The following is a 14926-nucleotide window of genomic DNA, read 5'->3' on the forward strand; positions in this document are numbered from 1 at the left end:
AAAAATAAGGTGAATCTCATGAAATCCAGTCAGGGCATCCGTCATAACCTCACGCGCTCGATGGCGTTATCGCTGTTGGCATTAAATCCGTTATTTGTCGCCAGCGTCTGCGCGCAGGTGCATGTCGATAACCCCTTCGTCGGCGCGAGCGGTTATGTGAATCCCGATTACGCCAAGAAAGTCGATGCATCGATTGCGAAGGTGAAAGGCGCACCGCTGAAGGCCAAGATGGGCGTGGTGAAGGCCGTTCCCACCGCAGTCTGGCTGGATCGCATTGCCGCGATTGCCGGCGGATCGCAGAATGCCGGGCGGCTTGGCTTGAGGGGGCATCTGGATGCCGCACTGGCACAGAAAAAAGCCAACACGCCGATTACTGCCAGCTTTGTCATCTACGATTTGCCAGGCCGCGATTGTCACGCATTGGCGTCCAATGGCGAATTGCCGCTGACCCCGGCGGCGCTGGAACGCTACAAGAAAGAATATATCGACGTCATTGCAGCGATCTTCGCAGATCCGAAATACAAGGATATCCGCATCGTCAATGTGATCGAGCCCGATAGCCTGCCTAATCTGGTCACCAATTTGAATGACATGCGTTGCGCGCTGGCCAATTCCACGGGAATTTACGAAGAAGGCATCAAGTACGCACTCAATAAGCTGCATGCCGTTCCCAATACCTACAACTACCTGGATATCGGTCACTCGGGTTGGTTGGGCTGGGATAGCAACCGCGGCCCATCGATTTCGCTATATACCCGTGTGGTCCAGGGAACGAACGCCGGGCTGGCAAGCGTCGACGGCTTTGTCACCAATACCGCCAATACCACGCCATTGAACGAACCCAATTTGCCCAATCCCGATTTGAGCGTGAATGGGCAGCCGATCAAGTCGTCGAAATACTACGAATGGAATCCGTATTTCGACGAGGCCGATTTTACCCAGGCGCTGTACAACGGTTTTGTCGGCGCGGGTTGGCCCAGCACGATCGGTTTTATCGTCGATACCGGCCGGAATGGGTGGGGCGGTCCGAATCGTCCTGCCAGCGCGTCCGGCAGCGACATCAATACGTACGTCAATACCGGTCGCATCGATCGTCGCCTCCATCGCGGCAACTGGTGCAATCAAAGCGGAGCAGGGATCGGGGTGCTCCCCGTCGCAGCGCCTGGGCCGCATCTGGATGCGTATGCGTGGGTCAAGCCGCCGGGTGAGTCCGATGGCTCCAGTACCCTCATTTCGAATAACGAGGGCAAGGGCTTCGATCGGATGTGCGACCCAACCTACACCACGGCCGATGGCGTGTTGACCGGCTCACTCGCCGGCGCGCCGATCTCCGGCGCGTGGTTCCATAACCAGTTCGTCGAGCTGGTGAACAACGCCTACCCGGTGATCGCAACCGCCAGCACCGCGGTGGCTACCTTCGCACCGATTGCGGCACCGAGCGCAACGCGCGGCCTCACCGCCACCGTCGGCGACAGCCGGGTCAAGCTGAGCTGGTCGCCGGTGCTGGGAGCAACCAGCTACACGGTGCTGCGTCGCGCAGGTGCCGCGGGTGCGTTCACCACGGTCGGTTCCAATGTTGCAGCGGCCTCGTATGTCGATCAGTCCGTCGCCAATGGCGCGGACTACGACTACGTGGTCACCGCAAACAGCGCGGCCGGGACCAGTGCGCCATCGGCTGTGGTGCGTGCCAAGCCGACCAGGTAATGTGCGCGGTGGACACCGGTACGCCGGTGTCCACCCGTCATGGGCGGCACGCGTGGCCGCGATGACAGCATCGCTGTGGTGACCTGATGATGTGTTGAACCCATGGCGGCCATCTGGCCGCCATGGTCGTTTGTGCGAAATGCGAAGTCATGTGCGTCAAAGCGTGCAGTGCGGCAATGCGTTGCTGCAGGGTGAGGAATCTGTGCGCGCACGCAATGTTCTTCCCTGATCTCGGGGCGTAGCTTGGTGTGGCGAGCGTCACCATGGTCGCTCGCGTCACGCTTGACCGATTGTGCGAACGCCCATCAGGGCAAACCACTCCCCAAACAGGATGTCGCTCATGAAGATGCTGTTCTCGCTCAAAAACCTGTTGGCTTCCAAGAAAAGTCTGAAGTCCTACGCTTGGTACATCTGGTACTGAGCGCACTGACAAGCGCGGTAAAAACCGCCGTGTTCTCAGTGTGATGTTGGTCATGCTCGCCCGCGCGAGGTAAGCGTTTTGCCGGACGCGGGCGTCAACGAGCACAAGGCGATCGTCATGTCTTCAATCAGTAACGCAGGCTTGGACAGGACGACCGTGTTCGCGCCGCGTTTGCTGGCGCTGCTGCGTGAGCACATGGGCAAGGAGGTGTTTCGGCTGGATGGGGATACCGTCGGTGTTGCCGGGCCGCTGTTGACGCATCGGTTGCTGGCTGCACGTCTGGCAACCGAAGGTGAGCGGCCGACCTTCAAGCCGCTGCAAGGGCAATCGATCGCACGCACGCATGCTTCCAAACTGATGCAGGCCATCGGGCGCGATGTACGCGAGGCATTGAAGCGCCCCATCGACGTAGACGTGGATCTGTCCGGCCCATGGCCGCATGTAGGGCACGTGTATCTGCGCGATCTGCTGCTGGGTGGCGACCCGCTGCGCCTGCGTCTGTTGATGGACCGCAGCCTGGAGCTGACACCCAAGTTGACCTGGGCGCTTATCGCGGCAAGCGCAATCAGGCCGCTCACACTGCAGGCCAACGCGTCGGCGCTTGCGACAGTGACTGCTGCCGCAGACGGCTACGATGCGCGCCGCTTCGCCATGGGCTTGTATCGACGAACCGCCGCGCCGGTGTGCTTCACTATTTCCACGTTGGTCGCCAACGCACTGTGGCTGGGATCGCCCGTCGATCCTGCCAGTTCAAGCCGAAACATCATCTACGAATCGCTGCGTCTGTTGCCGCCCTCCTGGAACATCTTGCGCAACGCATCGCCGGAGTATCCGCTACTCGATCCCCGCATCGGTGTGCAAGACGATGTGTTGGTATTGCCACTCCTAAGCCACCGCGATCCTGCGCTGTGGGATGCACCCGATGAATTTCGTCCGGAGCGCTGGGACCAGCTGGATCCCGATCAGCAGCCCGGCTATCTCCCGTTCGGGCACGCGTCGGAACGCTGTTGGGGCAGGCACATGGTGATGCCCCTGGCCGAGCAGTTATTGGACAGCGTGCGCCGTCAGGGATTGGCTGTCAGCCCACGGCAGCGCCAGGCGCAGGTGCCGTTGGCGGGGCTGCTCGGTGTGTCTGAGGTCGATGTCGTGCGTTGCTAGCGTTATGCAACTCGCCTGGGTGCACGCCGCAGCGAGCGCATTGCAGTGGCACGGGTCAGACACCCGAAAGGTGCTGCCGATAGCGCGCACACGCACACGCCACGCTCGCAGCATCCAGCGTCAGCCCAACCGCTCCAGGTTCGCGCTTCAGCGTGTCATTCTCGCGGCGGCCCAGCCGTCGAGCCGCGCTTGACCAGGGTGTACTTCATCACCTGATGCACGCCCTGCGCGGCATCGCCCTTGCGCCGCTGACGAATCGCATCTGCAAGCAAGGACACTGCCGCGCGTCCCATCGCGGTCACCGGTTGATGCACGGTGGTGAGTTCTGGCCAGATGGTGGTTGCAACCGGCGTGTCGTCGAAACCGGCCACCGAAACATCTTCGGGCACACGCAAGCCAAGTCCATGCGCGACCGCAACCGCGGCAGCCGCCATGTCGTCGTTGCTGCAGAAAATCGCCGTCGGTGGTTTGGGGTGTGCCAGCAGGCTGCGCGCGGCGAGCAATCCCGAGTGATAGGTAAACAATCCGTCGGCGATCAGGGTCTCTGTAATCTCCAATCCTGCAGCCTGCAAACTGTCGAGATAGCCGTTGGCGCGCAGCGCGCTCGGTGTGTGTTTGGGGTCGCCCTTGATCAGCGCGATGCGGCGGTGCCCGAGTTCGATCAGATGCGCGACGATGGCGCGCGCGGCCTGATAGTCATCGATGCGCACCGAGCTGATTTGCGCCATCGGCGCGCCGCTGGCTACCGCCACCACCGGGATGCCGCGTGCATCCAGTTCGCTGATGGTCTGACGCGAATCGCACAACGGTGGCGGCAGGATCACGCCGTCAACGCCGGCCGCGAGCAAGCGTTCGGTCGCTGCGCGCTGGCTACGGATGGCGCCGCATTTTTCCACCAGCACCTGGCTGCCGTTGAGACTGCTTTGCTCCAGCAGCCCGAGCATGAATTGATTGAGATACGCGGCGCTGGGGTTGCTGTACAGCACGCCGATACGCAATAGCCCGCTGGTGCGCAGCGAGCGGCCGGCAAGATTGGGCCGGTAACCCAAGGCTTGTACCGAGGCTTCCACGCGCACCCGCATGTCCTGTCCGACATGCGGGTGCCGGTTGATGACGCGCGAGGCAGTCATCGGCGAGACGCCGGCATGTTTGGCGACATCCAGCAACGTTGCCGCGGTGTTCGCACTAAGTTGCCGCTTGACCGCCATCGTGTGTGCTCGTCCTGGAGTAAGAGCAGCTAACAAAAGGACTGCGCGGCCACCAGGCGGGCGCGGCCGGTGCTCGGTAAGGCATGTACCAACTTGTACACACCGGTTCCTCCGCGCCGCCCACCCCCATCTGACGACCGCTCGCTACGTTTTTGCTAGCCGCTTTAAAAAACGCGTTCGCAGCGCTGCGTTGCCAGACTACTCGTTCGGCGGTTGCACAACTTTCGCGCGGCTGCCGAAATCGCCATCGGCTTCGGCCGCCAGATACGCAAACACGGTGTAGGCGGCGACATTCTGCGCGAGCGCCTTCGGGTCGATCTTGTCCAGCGTGTCGTCGGCGGTGTGGTGCAGGTCGAAGTAGTCGGTGCCGTCCTGCGCCAGCCATGCCCACGCGCCACCCTTGGCAGAGATCGGGCCGACATCCGGGCCGGGGCCGCCCTTGCTCGGCTCATACGCGATGCCGAGCGGTGCCAGCACCTCGGCAATCTGCTTGGTTGCTGCGCGCGACGCTTCCGGCGCAGCCGAGCCGGTGTTGAATGCATAGATGCGCCCGGCACCGAAGTCGCTCTCCGCGCCGATCTGATGCAGCGCCATGTCCTTGGCATTCTTGCCGTGCGCGGCCGCATAAGCCTTGCCGCCATAAAGCCCTTGTTCTTCGTTGGCGAAGGCCACCACGCGGATGCTGCGCTTGGGTGCCTGCTTGAGCTGCCCGATCAAATGCCCGGCGGCCATGGTGATGGCCACGCCGGCGCCATCGTCGATCGCACCGGTGCCCAGATCCCAGGAATCCAGATGCCCGCCGATCACCACCACTTCTTTGGGCTTGCTGCGCCCGGTGATCTCACCGATCACGTTGTACGAGGTCGCGGTGCCGTCCCAACCGCAATCCAGCGCCAGCCGGATACGCGTGGTGCCCAACGCGGCAAGACGTGCCAGCTGGTTGGCATCGGGTACCGACAAGGCGGCGGCGGGTACCGGCGTCAGGCCCTCATCGAACCGGGTGATGCCGGTGTGCGGCACGCGATGCGAATCGGTGCCGGCCGAGCGCATCACAAAGCCAATCGCGCCCTTGCGAATCGCCTCGGACGGGCCCTTGCTGCGCACCGCGCCGCCATTGCCGTAGTCCTTGCCATCGCGCGCCTTGACCATCTGATAATCGACAAACGCGATCTTGCCGGTCAGCGATCCTGCAGGCGCTGCCTGCAGCGCGGCCAGGGTGTCGAAGCGCACTACCTCACCTTCGACGCTGCCACCCGGGCTGCCGCCCAATGCGGTGATGGTCAACGGTTGCGCGTGTGCACCCAGCACCGCAGCGTGTTCGCTACGACGTTCCCACTTGGGAAAGGTCACCGGCTCGGTCCACACCTTGTCGAAACCCAGCGACTGGAATTTGGCTTTGGCCCACGCCACCGCGCGCGGATCGGCGTCGCCACCGGCAATGCGCGGACCCACTTCGGTGGTGAGCGATTCCACCACTGCAAAGCCGGTGGTGTCGGCCAGGGCCTGCTCGCGCAACTGCGCAGCGGTGCGCAGCGCGCTGTCGGCAAGGGTGGTCTGTGCGGCAAGCGCGGGGGAACAGGCGAGCAGGGCGGAGATGGCAACAGCGAGGCGACGCATGCAGGGCGGCTCCAACGACAAGGGGGACCCCGAGCTTATCAGCGGCAGGTCCCCCATCTGCGTGCGAAAAGTCATCCTTGTGCGCGAAGCATGCGCTGGATGTGTCCGCTTACAAGGTGCTCGGCGGCTTGAGCGTGTCGTTTTTCAGCGAGTCGCGAATCTCGCGCAGCAACAGCACTTCTTCGCTCGGGCCTTTGGGAGCGTCCGGCTTGCGCTGGGTGAGGCGATTGATCAGCTTGACCACCAGAAAGATCGCGAAGGCAATGATCACGAACTGCACGACGGTGTTGATGAAGTCGCCATAGCCGATCGCCACGGCGGGAATGTCCTTGCCGGTGGCATCGACGCCGGCGGGTTTGAGCACCCACGCCAACCGCGAAAAATCCACATTGCCGATGGCCCAGCCGATCGGCGGCATGATGATTTTTTCCACCAGCGCGGTGACGATCTTGCCGAACGCCGCGCCGATGACCACACCGACCGCAAGATCGACGACGTTGCCGCGCATCGCGAATTGCTTGAATTCGCTGACCATTCCCATAACGCACTCCAGAGGCGGACGCGGACCGACTGCCGCTGTGCCGATCCTAGCCCGGCCGATGTCAGCCCGCGATGATGCCGTGGCGTTCGGCCACATTTTCCAGGCGCGCACTGAACTGATCGCCCGGCAGCAACGGACCGACACCGGCCGGTGTACCCATGAAGATCAGATCGCCTGCGCGCAGTGCATACAGCTTGGATAGCTCATGCAGAATTTCCGGCACGTTCCAGATCATCTGATCCAGCAACGATTGCTGACGTACCTGTCCGTTGACTTCCAGCGACAGGTTCAACGCATCCAGTGCACCCACTTCGCCGGCGTGCACCAACTCGCTGATCGGTGCGGAATGATCGAAGCCCTTGGCGGTGTCCCACGGCAGGCCCTTGGCCTTGGCCGCGGCCTGTAGGTCGCGACGGGTCAGATCCAGACCCACGCCATAGCCATAGATCAGGCCTTCGGCTTGATCCACGGGCAACTCACCAGCTGGCGCATCGCTCCCCAGCGCCACCACCAGCTCCACTTCGTGGTGCAGCTCCTTGGTGCCGGGCGGGTAGGGGATCTGGTCGCCGTGACCTACCACGATGGCGTCGGCAGGCTTCATGAAAAAGGTCGGCTGGCCACGCTCGGCCTTGGACGCTGGCGCGGTTGCGCCCATCTCGCGCGCGTGATCGGCAAAGTTACGGCCTACGCAGTAGATGCGGTGCACCGGAAAGTTGCCGCCACCCACCACCGGAATGCGCGGAACATCGGCAGCGGGAATCACATCGTCAGTCATGCACGCATCCTCGGAACGGGACGCGTGAGTCTAGCCGCTTGGCCGTGTACGACGGAACCTTCAGTGCTGAAGTGAGCGGCAAAGCACCCGTTCGCAGCTCAACCTCGTCGGCCGATCGGCAACCCAAAACGCACATCGGCATGCCTGCAGACATGCCGATTCAATGTGTCGACGATGTGGAACCCGCTACTAGGAGCGTCGGGTGTGCCGCACAAGCGCAACGCGCTCAGTGCGACATCGGCAACGCGGGTTTGCGCACAACGCGGTATTCGGCCTCGACCACGCGCGCTTGCTGCGGCGTGCGTCGGTTCGACTTGCTCAACAGTTTCCAGGCGACGCCGCCCAGAATCATTGCCGCGCCGACGAACACACTGAAGAAGATCAGCACCGCAAGGATCACCAGGCCGGCGAGACCCGCCGCAACGCGCACCAACGGGTGGCGCGGTTTGCGTGGCGCAAACAGGTGATGGAGGTTGCCGAATTGGAAGATACGTGCAGGCATGGCGGTGGTCTGCCGGGCAGGAAACAAGCGCGCAGTATCGTTGCGGTTTCATGTCATTGAGTGAAAAGTTCGTTAATTCGATGGGCGTTTTGTTAAATCCATCACGTTGTATGTGCTGGACGGGGGCTGCGGTCGTGCCCGGATTGCCATCGCTACCTGGTCAGCTCGCAGGTGGCGCGGTCATCGACACGGCGTTGCGCCTCGCGCAGCAGCGGTGCGGGCGCATGCCACAATTGACGATCGTTCTTGCGCAGTCGTTACCCATGCCATCGTCCTCACCGACCACGCTCGCCAGCTTGGCGCAGATTCCCGATGCCGGATTTCTGGAAGTGGAAGCCGCGTGGGAAGACGGCCCGGAGTCGCTGGTGCTGTATCGCGAGGGTGCGCAGGTGCGTGCGTGGTTGAACGTCTGCCCGCATGCCGGACGCAGGCTGGATTGGGCGCCGGGTCAGTTCCTCAAGACCAAGGACGGCCATCTGGTCTGCGCTGCGCACGGCGCCGCGTTCGAGCTCGTTGCGGGCGAATGCATCAGCGGCCCCTGTCGTGGTCAATCGTTGGTGGCAGTGCCGGTACGCATCGACGGCGAGCACGTGCTGCTCGGATAACCGCCGACAACGCGGTCGCGCCGCAGCCCGATAGCGGACGCGGCCGGTGCCTGCTGCGATGCAGATCGACGGCTTTTCATTGCAGGCAGGTTGGTGTGTGCGCAGCGTGGCAGTCGATGCCGGCACACGCGGTTAGATCGTTAACCCGCAACGCGCCAACCTTCAGCGCGCCGCCCACCAGAACATCAGATTGATCATCGACACCATCACCACGATGTAGATCAGCGACAGCGGTGCACCCACGCGCCACAACTCGCGCGGTTGATAGTTGGCCGGGCCGGCCACCATCGAGATCACCGGGTTGGAGGCGGTCATCAGATTGTTGGACGCCGACAACGCCACGATTAGTGCGAACGCAGTGGGGTTGCCGTTGGCCGCCAGCGCCAGATTGACCGCGATCGGCACCATCACGATGGTCGCGCCGACGTGGCTGATCACCAACGAAAATGCCGTGGTCAACAACGCCAGGCTGATTTCCAGCGCCCACACCGGCACACCTTCGGGCAGCCGGTCGATGGTGTGGCCGGCCACCCAGGCGGCGGTGCCGCTGCTGTCCATCGCCCAGCCGAGCGGAATCAAGCCGGCCATCATGAAGATGGTCTTCCAGTTGATCGACGCATAAGCCTCGTCCATGCGCAGCACGCCGCTGACCAGCATGCAGGCCACACCGGTCATCAGCGTCAGCGCCACCGGCAGGCGCGAGGTCAGCGCGATCAGGATGGTGAAGGCGAAGATCGCCATCGCGATCTTGAACTTGTGCGGACGCTGCTCGCCCTTGGGAAAGTCGGTGACCGGCACGAAGTCGCGGCTTTCCGCCGCCTGCGCCAAGTCCTGCCAGATGCTGTGGAACACCAGCATGTCGCCGGCACGCAGCGGCACGTTGCGTACGTCTTCGCGGATCACCTGCTTGTCGCGGTTGATCGCCAGCAGGCTGATGCCGCTCTGCTTGCGCAAGCGCAGTTCGCCGGCGCTCTTGCCGATCAGGCGCGAGTTGGGCGGAATCACCGCTTCGGAAATACCCGCAAGGCTGGGGTTGAACAGATCGCCCAGGTTACGCAGCCGCGAGGACATGCGCAGGAAGTGGTTCTGCGCAAAATCGGCGACCTCCTGGCGTTGGCCCATCGCACCCAGCACGCTGCCGACCCAGATACGCATGTCCGCCGGCGGCGCCAGGCGGGTGTCGTTGCCGGTCTTCAGGGCCAGCAGCAGCGGCGCGTCGTGAATGGCTTCGGCTTCGCCCAGGGTCATGCCGACCAGCGGGCTCTCGGCGGTCACGGTGAGCTCGAACACGTCGCCATCGATGCCGTAGGTCTTGGCGAAATAGCTTTCGGTGCGCGACGGCGTGACGCCTTCGTTGATCAGGCGTTCCTCTTCGATCAGCTTGCGATCGCCGTAGAAGCGGAAGTACAGCAGTGCGGCGATCAGCAAGGCCAGGCCGATCGGCAAGGGCGCGAACATCGTCAACGGCTCGATGCTGGCCATGCCCGAGGGCAGGTTGTTGTTGGCCGAGACCAACAGATCGTTGAGCAGGATCAACGGCGAATTGCCCACCATGGTGAGCGCGCCGCCCATCACGATGGCAGCAGCGATGGGCAACAACATGCGTTGCAGGGTCAGCCCGGTGCGCGCCGCCAGCCGCGAAGCCACCGGCAGATACAAGGCCATCACCGAGGGGTTCTGCATGAACGATGAGTTCAAGCCGGAGATGGCCAGCGTCATCATCATCAAGCGCTGCTCGCTGCCGTGCGAACGCCGCAGCAGCCAGGTCGCCAACCGGTTCAAGGCGCCGGTGCGTTCCAGCCCCGCGCCAAGAATGGTGGTGGCGATGATGCTCATCACCGCATTACCGGAAAAGCCGCCGAACAGTTCTTCCGGCGCCACCAGCCCGGTGACGCCCAGCACCACCAGCACGATCAAGGCCACCACATCGGCGCGGATGCGCTCGAACAGAAACATCGCCATCGTGAAACCGACCAGCCCGAGGACGAGCTTCATATCGTTGGTCAGTGTCAGCGCGGTATCCATTGGGGGCCGGGAATGGGGAGTCGGGAATGGGGAATGGAAAAAGCGGAGGCGCTGACGCTGGCAAGTTATCCGGGCGCCGCTGGCGTGTGCCCTGGCGATTCCCTATTCCCTATTCCCGATTCCCGGTCGTAGAGCAGATCCCAGACGCCGTGGCCGAGTTTCTGGCCGCGGGTTTCGAAGTGGGTTTGCGGGCGCCAGGCGGGGCGTTCGACGTGGCCGCGCGGACCGGCGCGGTTGACCAGACCCGGTGTGGCATCGAGGACGTCCCACATCTGTTCGGCGTAGTCGGCCCAATCGGTGGCGGCATGCAAACGGCCGCCCTCGCGCAGCTTGCGCACCAATAATTGTGCGAAGGCCGGCTGGATCAGGCGACGCTTGTTGTGGCGTTTTTTGTGCCACGGATCGGGGAAGTAGATGCGCACTTCATCCAGCGCGCCATCGGCAATCTCGTGCTCGAGCACTTCCACCGCATCGTGGTGATACAGACGCACATGCGTGCCGCCGTCATCGTGCAGCGCATTGAGCAGCCGGCCGACGCCTGGCGCATGTACTTCGATACCGATGTAGTCGCGGCTGGGGTCGTGCCGCGCGGCAAAGCGCAACGCGGCGCCGTTGCCGAAGCCGATTTCCAGCACCTTGGGCGAGGGACGGCCGAACGCGGCATCCAGGTCGCGACGCTCCCCGGTGTAATCCAGCCCAAAGCGCGGCCACAACTCGTCGAAGGCGCGCTGCTGCGCGGGCGTGAAGCGGCCCTGGCGCAGCACGAAGCTACGCACCTGGCGGCGCCCTTCTTCGATGGTGAAGGGCTTGGGCGGCATCTTGGCGCCGTCGCTGGTAAACGGGTCGGTCATGAAATGTCAGTCACATCGGAAAACAAAAGCCTCTCTCCCGTCGGGGCGAGGAGGCACAGCTTGCGCGCCGTAGGCGCGCGTGCATAGGAGCGCCCGCGATGCAGGCGCGGGCCGGGGCGCGGAGCGGGGGTTGGGGTGAGGGTACGGCGTGCCGAGGGCACTCGCAGCAACGCGCGATCCAGCAGCGGCAACATCCGGCACGTCACACGGCCAATCACTGCGCATCGACTGCAATATCAACGCAGCACACCCACTCATCCGATCACACCATCGACCGGGCTCGACGCCGAGGCATAGCGCTTGCGCGGAATCCGCCCTGCCAGAAACGCCTCGCGCCCGGCCTCGATCGCCTTGCGCATCGCGCTGGCCATCAGGATCGGATCGCGCGCACCGGCAATGGCGGTATTCATCAACACGCCGTCGCAGCCCAGCTCCATTGCAATCGCCGCGTCCGATGCCGTGCCCACGCCGGCATCGACAATGATCGGCACCTTGGCGTTTTCGATGATTTCCAGCAGGTTGTACTTGTTCTGGATGCCCAGGCCCGAGCCGATCGGCGCCGCCAGCGGCATCACCGCCACGCAGCCGATCTCTTCCAGGCGCTTGGCCAGGATCGGGTCGTCGGAGGTATAGACCATCACCTCGAAGCCATCGGCCACCAACTGCTCGGCGGCCTTGAGCGTCTGCACCACGTCCGGGTACAGCGTGCGCGCGTCGCCCAGCACTTCCAGCTTGGTGAGGTTGTGGCCGTCGAGCAGCTCGCGGGCGAGCCGGCAGGTGCGTACCGCGTCTTCGGCGGTGTAGCAGCCGGCGGTGTTGGGCAACAGCGTGTAGCGATCCGGCGGCAGCACGTCGAGCAGGCTGGGCGCATTCGGGTCCTGGCCGATGTTCACGCGGCGGATCGCCACGGTCACGATTTCGGCGGCAGCGGCCTCGGTGGCCAGGCGGGTTTCGTCCAGATCCTTGAACTTGCCAGTGCCTGTCAACAGGCGCGAACGGTAGCGTTTGCCGGCGATGACCAGCGCATCAGAGGGGGCGGGATTCGTCATCCGGCAATTATCACCGATCGGGCGCGGATGCGCCGCCCGCGCAGGGCATCAACCGCCACCCAATGCGTGCACGATCTCCACCACATCGCCCTCGCGCAACGCATGTTCGGCATGACGTCCGCGCGACACGATTTCGCCATTGACCTCCACTGCCACACGTCGCTGTGCCAAGCCCTCCTGGTCCAGCAGGGCCGCGAGCGGCAGGTGATCGGGAAGCGTGCGCGGGCTGCCGTTGAGTTGAATGTTCATGTCATCATTGTGGCATCGCGCGCCGTCAGGACGCGCGTTTTTGCGTTATGCGGCGGTGCAGCGTGAGCGCAGGCGGCGAGGGTGAAACCATTGCCATTCGCCGGCGTACGTATGCAGCCCGGTCCGGTCCCATCCACTTTCAAGCAGGCACTCCCATGGCTTCAACACTTCGCCCGATCCGCTCCCTGATGGCCGTTGCCATCGCTATCGCGGCCACCCCGGCCATGGCCGAGTCGGCCTTCGACCAGACCGTCTTCTTCGGCGACAGCCTTACCGACAGCGGCTACTACAACCCGCTGCTGCCGGCCGCCTCGCGCGCAGTCACCGGTAAGTTCACCACCAACCCGGGTTGGGTGTGGGCCGAGTATGTCGGCGACCACTTCGGCACCAACGCTGCGCCCAACGGCAACGGCCAGACCGGCGACAACTACGCTGCCGGCGGCGCGCGCATCCAGGCCAGCTCGGTCAGCGCGCTCGGCGCCGCACCGTCGGTGACCAGCCAGATCAACACCTACCTCACCGCCAACGGCGGCCGCGCCAACCCGAATGCGCTCTACACCGTGTGGGGCGGCGCCAACGATCTGCTCGCCGCTGCCGCCGCGCCGGCACAGGCGCAGGCCATCATCGGCAGTGCAGTGACCGCTCAGGTCGGCGCCGTGGCGACCTTGCAGAATGCCGGCGCGCGTTACGTCATGGTGCCGACCATTCCGGACGTCGGTATCACCCCGCGCTTCCGCGCTGGCGGCGCCGTCGCAATGGCCCAGGGCACTGGCGCTGCGACCGCGTACAACACCGCGCTGTTCAACGGCCTGCAGTCGGCCGGCCTGCGTGTGATCCCGGTCGACACCTTCCACATGCTGCAGGAAATCGTCGCCGCACCGGGCACCTTCGGCTTCAGCAACGTCACCAACACCGCCTGCAACCCGGCCGTGCCGCTGCCTGCGTGCAACCCGACCAGCCTGGTCGCGGCCAACGCGCAGAACACCTATGTGTTCGCCGACGGCATCCACCCGACCACCGCGGTCCATCAGATCCTGGGCCAGTACGCGATCTCGCTGCTGGAAGCGCCGCGTCTGCAGCAGGTGCTGACCCATTCGGCGCAGGCCGGCGGCCGCGCGCGTGCCGACCAGGTGGCTTGGCATCTGGACGGCAAGCCGGACGCGGATGGTCTGCGCTGGTGGGGCAGCGTGCGCGGCGACATGCAGCGCTACGATCACGCCGATCTGTACGACGGCATGGCGCCGGCCGGCCTGTTCGGCGTGGATTGGAGCGCTGGCGACATGGTCTTCGGCGGCTTTGCCGGCTTCGGCCGCATGGACGCCGACTTCGGCAACCGTAACGGCAGCTTCAAGCAGGACGACACCACCCTGGGCGGCTTCTTCGGCTGGTACACCGGCCCGGTGTGGGTCAACGCGCAGGTCAGCTACAGCTGGCTGAGCTACGACGTCGACCGCGAAGTCCAGCTCGGGCCAGCCACGCGTGTGCACAGCGGCTCGCCGGACGGCAGCAACCTGACCGCCGCCGTCAACGCCGGCTATTCGCTGGGCGAAGGCAACGTCAAGTACGGCCCGGTGGTCGGCCTGACCTGGCAGAAGCTCAAGCTCGACGGCTACACCGAAAGCAACGAGAGCTCCACCGCACTGGGGTATGCCGACCAGGATATCGACTCGCTGGTCGGCCGTATCGGCTTCCAGGTGCGCCTGGACGGCGCGGCGGTCAAGCCGTACGTGCAGGCGACCTACGACCACGAGTTCAAGGACGGCGGCGAAGCCAGCGCCTGGCTGCAGTCGATGCCGGAAGTGGGCATGTACACCGTGCCGGGCCAGAACTTCGACCGCAACTACGCCACTGTGGTGCTGGGCGCGCGCACCGGCCTGTGGGGTTTGCAGAGCAACGTGGGCCTGAGCACCACTACCGCTCAGCGCAGCGCCCGCGACGCCACCTTGTTCGTGAACTTCAGCGGCAATTTCTGAGTGCGCCGACTGGCTTGGCAGCACTGAGGTAAGAGACGAGGGCCGGGCAACCGGCCTTCGTCACATCTGCGCATTGCGCCAGACACCTGCACCCGCCTAAACTCTCCCCACGCCAAGCGGGCGTAGCTCAATGGTAGAGCTGTAGCTTCCCAAGCTACTGACGAGGGTTCGATTCCCTTCGCCCGCTCCAACTGCTTCCGCCAAGTCTCTAAGTGCCTGACTGGGTTGGATGCTCCGGCCGATTGATG

At 64.1% G+C, this 14926-nt stretch carries 14 protein-coding genes, 1 tRNA gene and 1 other RNA gene; 7 read left to right on the forward strand and 9 right to left on the reverse strand.

The features are described from left to right. Positions 1–60: 60 nt before the first annotated feature. From RQH86_RS09320 to RQH86_RS09330, 3 genes are all read left to right on the forward strand, one after another. Entirely contained in the window at positions 61–1704 is a 1644-nt protein-coding gene (locus tag RQH86_RS09320; RefSeq protein WP_311238940.1) for a glycoside hydrolase family 6 protein, read from the forward strand. Positions 1705–2035: 331 nt separating this feature from the next. Continuing rightward, positions 2036–2125 carry a tryptorubin family RiPP precursor gene (locus RQH86_RS09325; protein WP_064629343.1) on the forward strand — a complete coding sequence of 30 codons (90 nt, stop codon included), beginning with the start codon at positions 2036–2038 and terminating at the stop codon, positions 2123–2125. A 117-nt stretch (positions 2126–2242) separates the two neighbouring features. Then, positions 2243–3283, forward strand: a complete 1041-nt coding sequence (locus tag RQH86_RS09330; RefSeq protein ID WP_311238917.1) for a cytochrome P450 — start codon at positions 2243–2245, stop codon at positions 3281–3283. A gap of 155 nt (positions 3284–3438) precedes the next feature. On the opposite strand, the gene RQH86_RS09335 is transcribed toward RQH86_RS09330, so the two are convergent. After that, entirely contained in the window at positions 3439–4491 is a 1053-nt protein-coding gene (locus tag RQH86_RS09335; protein ID WP_311238918.1) for a LacI family DNA-binding transcriptional regulator, read from the reverse strand. An 83-nt stretch (positions 4492–4574) separates the two neighbouring features. On the opposite strand from RQH86_RS09335, the gene RQH86_RS09340 reads away from it, so the two are divergent. Then, positions 4575–4652: non-coding RNA, sX9 sRNA (locus tag RQH86_RS09340), on the forward strand. A gap of 37 nt (positions 4653–4689) precedes the next feature. On the opposite strand, the gene RQH86_RS09345 is transcribed toward RQH86_RS09340, so the two are convergent. From RQH86_RS09345 to RQH86_RS09360, 4 genes are all read right to left on the reverse strand, one after another. Continuing rightward, positions 4690–6108 (reverse strand): M20/M25/M40 family metallo-hydrolase, encoded by a 1419-nt coding sequence (locus RQH86_RS09345; protein WP_115555101.1) that lies wholly within the window; start codon positions 6106–6108, stop codon positions 4690–4692. 109 nt (positions 6109–6217) lie between these two features. Next, positions 6218–6649 (reverse strand): large-conductance mechanosensitive channel protein MscL, encoded by a 432-nt coding sequence (mscL, locus tag RQH86_RS09350; RefSeq protein ID WP_055848817.1) that lies wholly within the window; start codon positions 6647–6649, stop codon positions 6218–6220. Positions 6650–6710: 61 nt separating this feature from the next. After that, on the reverse strand, positions 6711–7424 hold the full coding sequence (locus RQH86_RS09355; protein ID WP_115513714.1) for a fumarylacetoacetate hydrolase family protein: 714 nt from the start codon (positions 7422–7424) through the stop codon (positions 6711–6713). Between the two features lie 226 nt (positions 7425–7650). After that, positions 7651–7926: a hypothetical protein gene (locus RQH86_RS09360; protein WP_104617508.1), complete on the reverse strand. Its 276-nt coding sequence runs from the start codon at positions 7924–7926 to the stop codon at positions 7651–7653. A gap of 263 nt (positions 7927–8189) precedes the next feature. Here RQH86_RS09360 and RQH86_RS09365 point away from each other — a divergent pair, with 263 nt between their 5' ends. Beyond that, positions 8190–8531 carry a Rieske (2Fe-2S) protein gene (locus RQH86_RS09365; protein ID WP_055850316.1) on the forward strand — a complete coding sequence of 114 codons (342 nt, stop codon included), beginning with the start codon at positions 8190–8192 and terminating at the stop codon, positions 8529–8531. 162 nt (positions 8532–8693) lie between these two features. On the opposite strand, the gene RQH86_RS09370 is transcribed toward RQH86_RS09365, so the two are convergent. The 4 genes from RQH86_RS09370 to thiS form a co-directional block, all read right to left on the reverse strand. Then, entirely contained in the window at positions 8694–10556 is a 1863-nt protein-coding gene (locus RQH86_RS09370) for an SLC13 family permease (protein WP_055848825.1), read from the reverse strand. Positions 10557–10621: 65 nt separating this feature from the next. Continuing rightward, the gene (gene trmB, locus RQH86_RS09375) at positions 10622–11407 is read right to left on the reverse strand and encodes a tRNA (guanosine(46)-N7)-methyltransferase TrmB (protein WP_311238919.1); all 786 of its coding nucleotides are present in this window, start codon (positions 11405–11407) and stop codon (positions 10622–10624) included. A 254-nt stretch (positions 11408–11661) separates the two neighbouring features. Then, positions 11662–12456: a thiazole synthase gene (locus tag RQH86_RS09380; RefSeq protein ID WP_055848831.1), complete on the reverse strand. Its 795-nt coding sequence runs from the start codon at positions 12454–12456 to the stop codon at positions 11662–11664. Between the two features lie 48 nt (positions 12457–12504). Next, positions 12505–12705, reverse strand: a complete 201-nt coding sequence (gene thiS, locus RQH86_RS09385) for a sulfur carrier protein ThiS (protein WP_055848833.1) — start codon at positions 12703–12705, stop codon at positions 12505–12507. Positions 12706–12893: 188 nt separating this feature from the next. Between thiS and RQH86_RS09390 the strand changes: the two genes are divergently transcribed. Both RQH86_RS09390 and RQH86_RS09395 read left to right on the forward strand, forming a co-directional pair. Beyond that, positions 12894–14678, forward strand: coding sequence for an autotransporter domain-containing protein (locus RQH86_RS09390; protein WP_311238941.1), 1785 nt, complete (start codon positions 12894–12896; stop codon positions 14676–14678). Positions 14679–14794: 116 nt separating this feature from the next. Further along, positions 14795–14868: transfer RNA gene (locus tag RQH86_RS09395), tRNA-Gly, on the forward strand. Positions 14869–14926 lie beyond the last annotated feature (58 nt).

This window comes from Xanthomonas sp. WCS2018Noco2-27, from assembly GCF_031843525.1.
Taxonomy (GTDB): Bacteria; Pseudomonadota; Gammaproteobacteria; order Xanthomonadales; family Xanthomonadaceae; genus Xanthomonas.

Excerpts from the sequence above, each read along its gene's own strand:
- RQH86_RS09320 (WP_311238940.1), top strand. The coding sequence starts at position 61 with ATGGCGTTATCGCTGTTGGCATTAAATCCGTTATTTGTCGCCAGCGTC.
- RQH86_RS09325 (WP_064629343.1), top strand. The coding sequence starts at position 2,036 with ATGTCGCTCATGAAGATGCTGTTCTCGCTCAAAAACCTGTTGGCTTCC.
- RQH86_RS09330 (WP_311238917.1), top strand. The coding sequence starts at position 2,243 with ATGTCTTCAATCAGTAACGCAGGCTTGGACAGGACGACCGTGTTCGCG.
- RQH86_RS09335 (WP_311238918.1), bottom strand. The coding sequence starts at position 4,491 with ATGGCGGTCAAGCGGCAACTTAGTGCGAACACCGCGGCAACGTTGCTG.
- RQH86_RS09345 (WP_115555101.1), bottom strand. The coding sequence starts at position 6,108 with ATGCGTCGCCTCGCTGTTGCCATCTCCGCCCTGCTCGCCTGTTCCCCC.
- mscL (WP_055848817.1), bottom strand. The coding sequence starts at position 6,649 with ATGGGAATGGTCAGCGAATTCAAGCAATTCGCGATGCGCGGCAACGTC.
- RQH86_RS09355 (WP_115513714.1), bottom strand. The coding sequence starts at position 7,424 with ATGACTGACGATGTGATTCCCGCTGCCGATGTTCCGCGCATTCCGGTG.
- RQH86_RS09360 (WP_104617508.1), bottom strand. The coding sequence starts at position 7,926 with ATGCCTGCACGTATCTTCCAATTCGGCAACCTCCATCACCTGTTTGCG.
- RQH86_RS09365 (WP_055850316.1), top strand. The coding sequence starts at position 8,190 with ATGCCATCGTCCTCACCGACCACGCTCGCCAGCTTGGCGCAGATTCCC.
- RQH86_RS09370 (WP_055848825.1), bottom strand. The coding sequence starts at position 10,556 with ATGGATACCGCGCTGACACTGACCAACGATATGAAGCTCGTCCTCGGG.
- trmB (WP_311238919.1), bottom strand. The coding sequence starts at position 11,407 with ATGACCGACCCGTTTACCAGCGACGGCGCCAAGATGCCGCCCAAGCCC.
- RQH86_RS09380 (WP_055848831.1), bottom strand. The coding sequence starts at position 12,456 with ATGACGAATCCCGCCCCCTCTGATGCGCTGGTCATCGCCGGCAAACGC.
- thiS (WP_055848833.1), bottom strand. The coding sequence starts at position 12,705 with ATGAACATTCAACTCAACGGCAGCCCGCGCACGCTTCCCGATCACCTG.
- RQH86_RS09390 (WP_311238941.1), top strand. The coding sequence starts at position 12,894 with ATGGCCGTTGCCATCGCTATCGCGGCCACCCCGGCCATGGCCGAGTCG.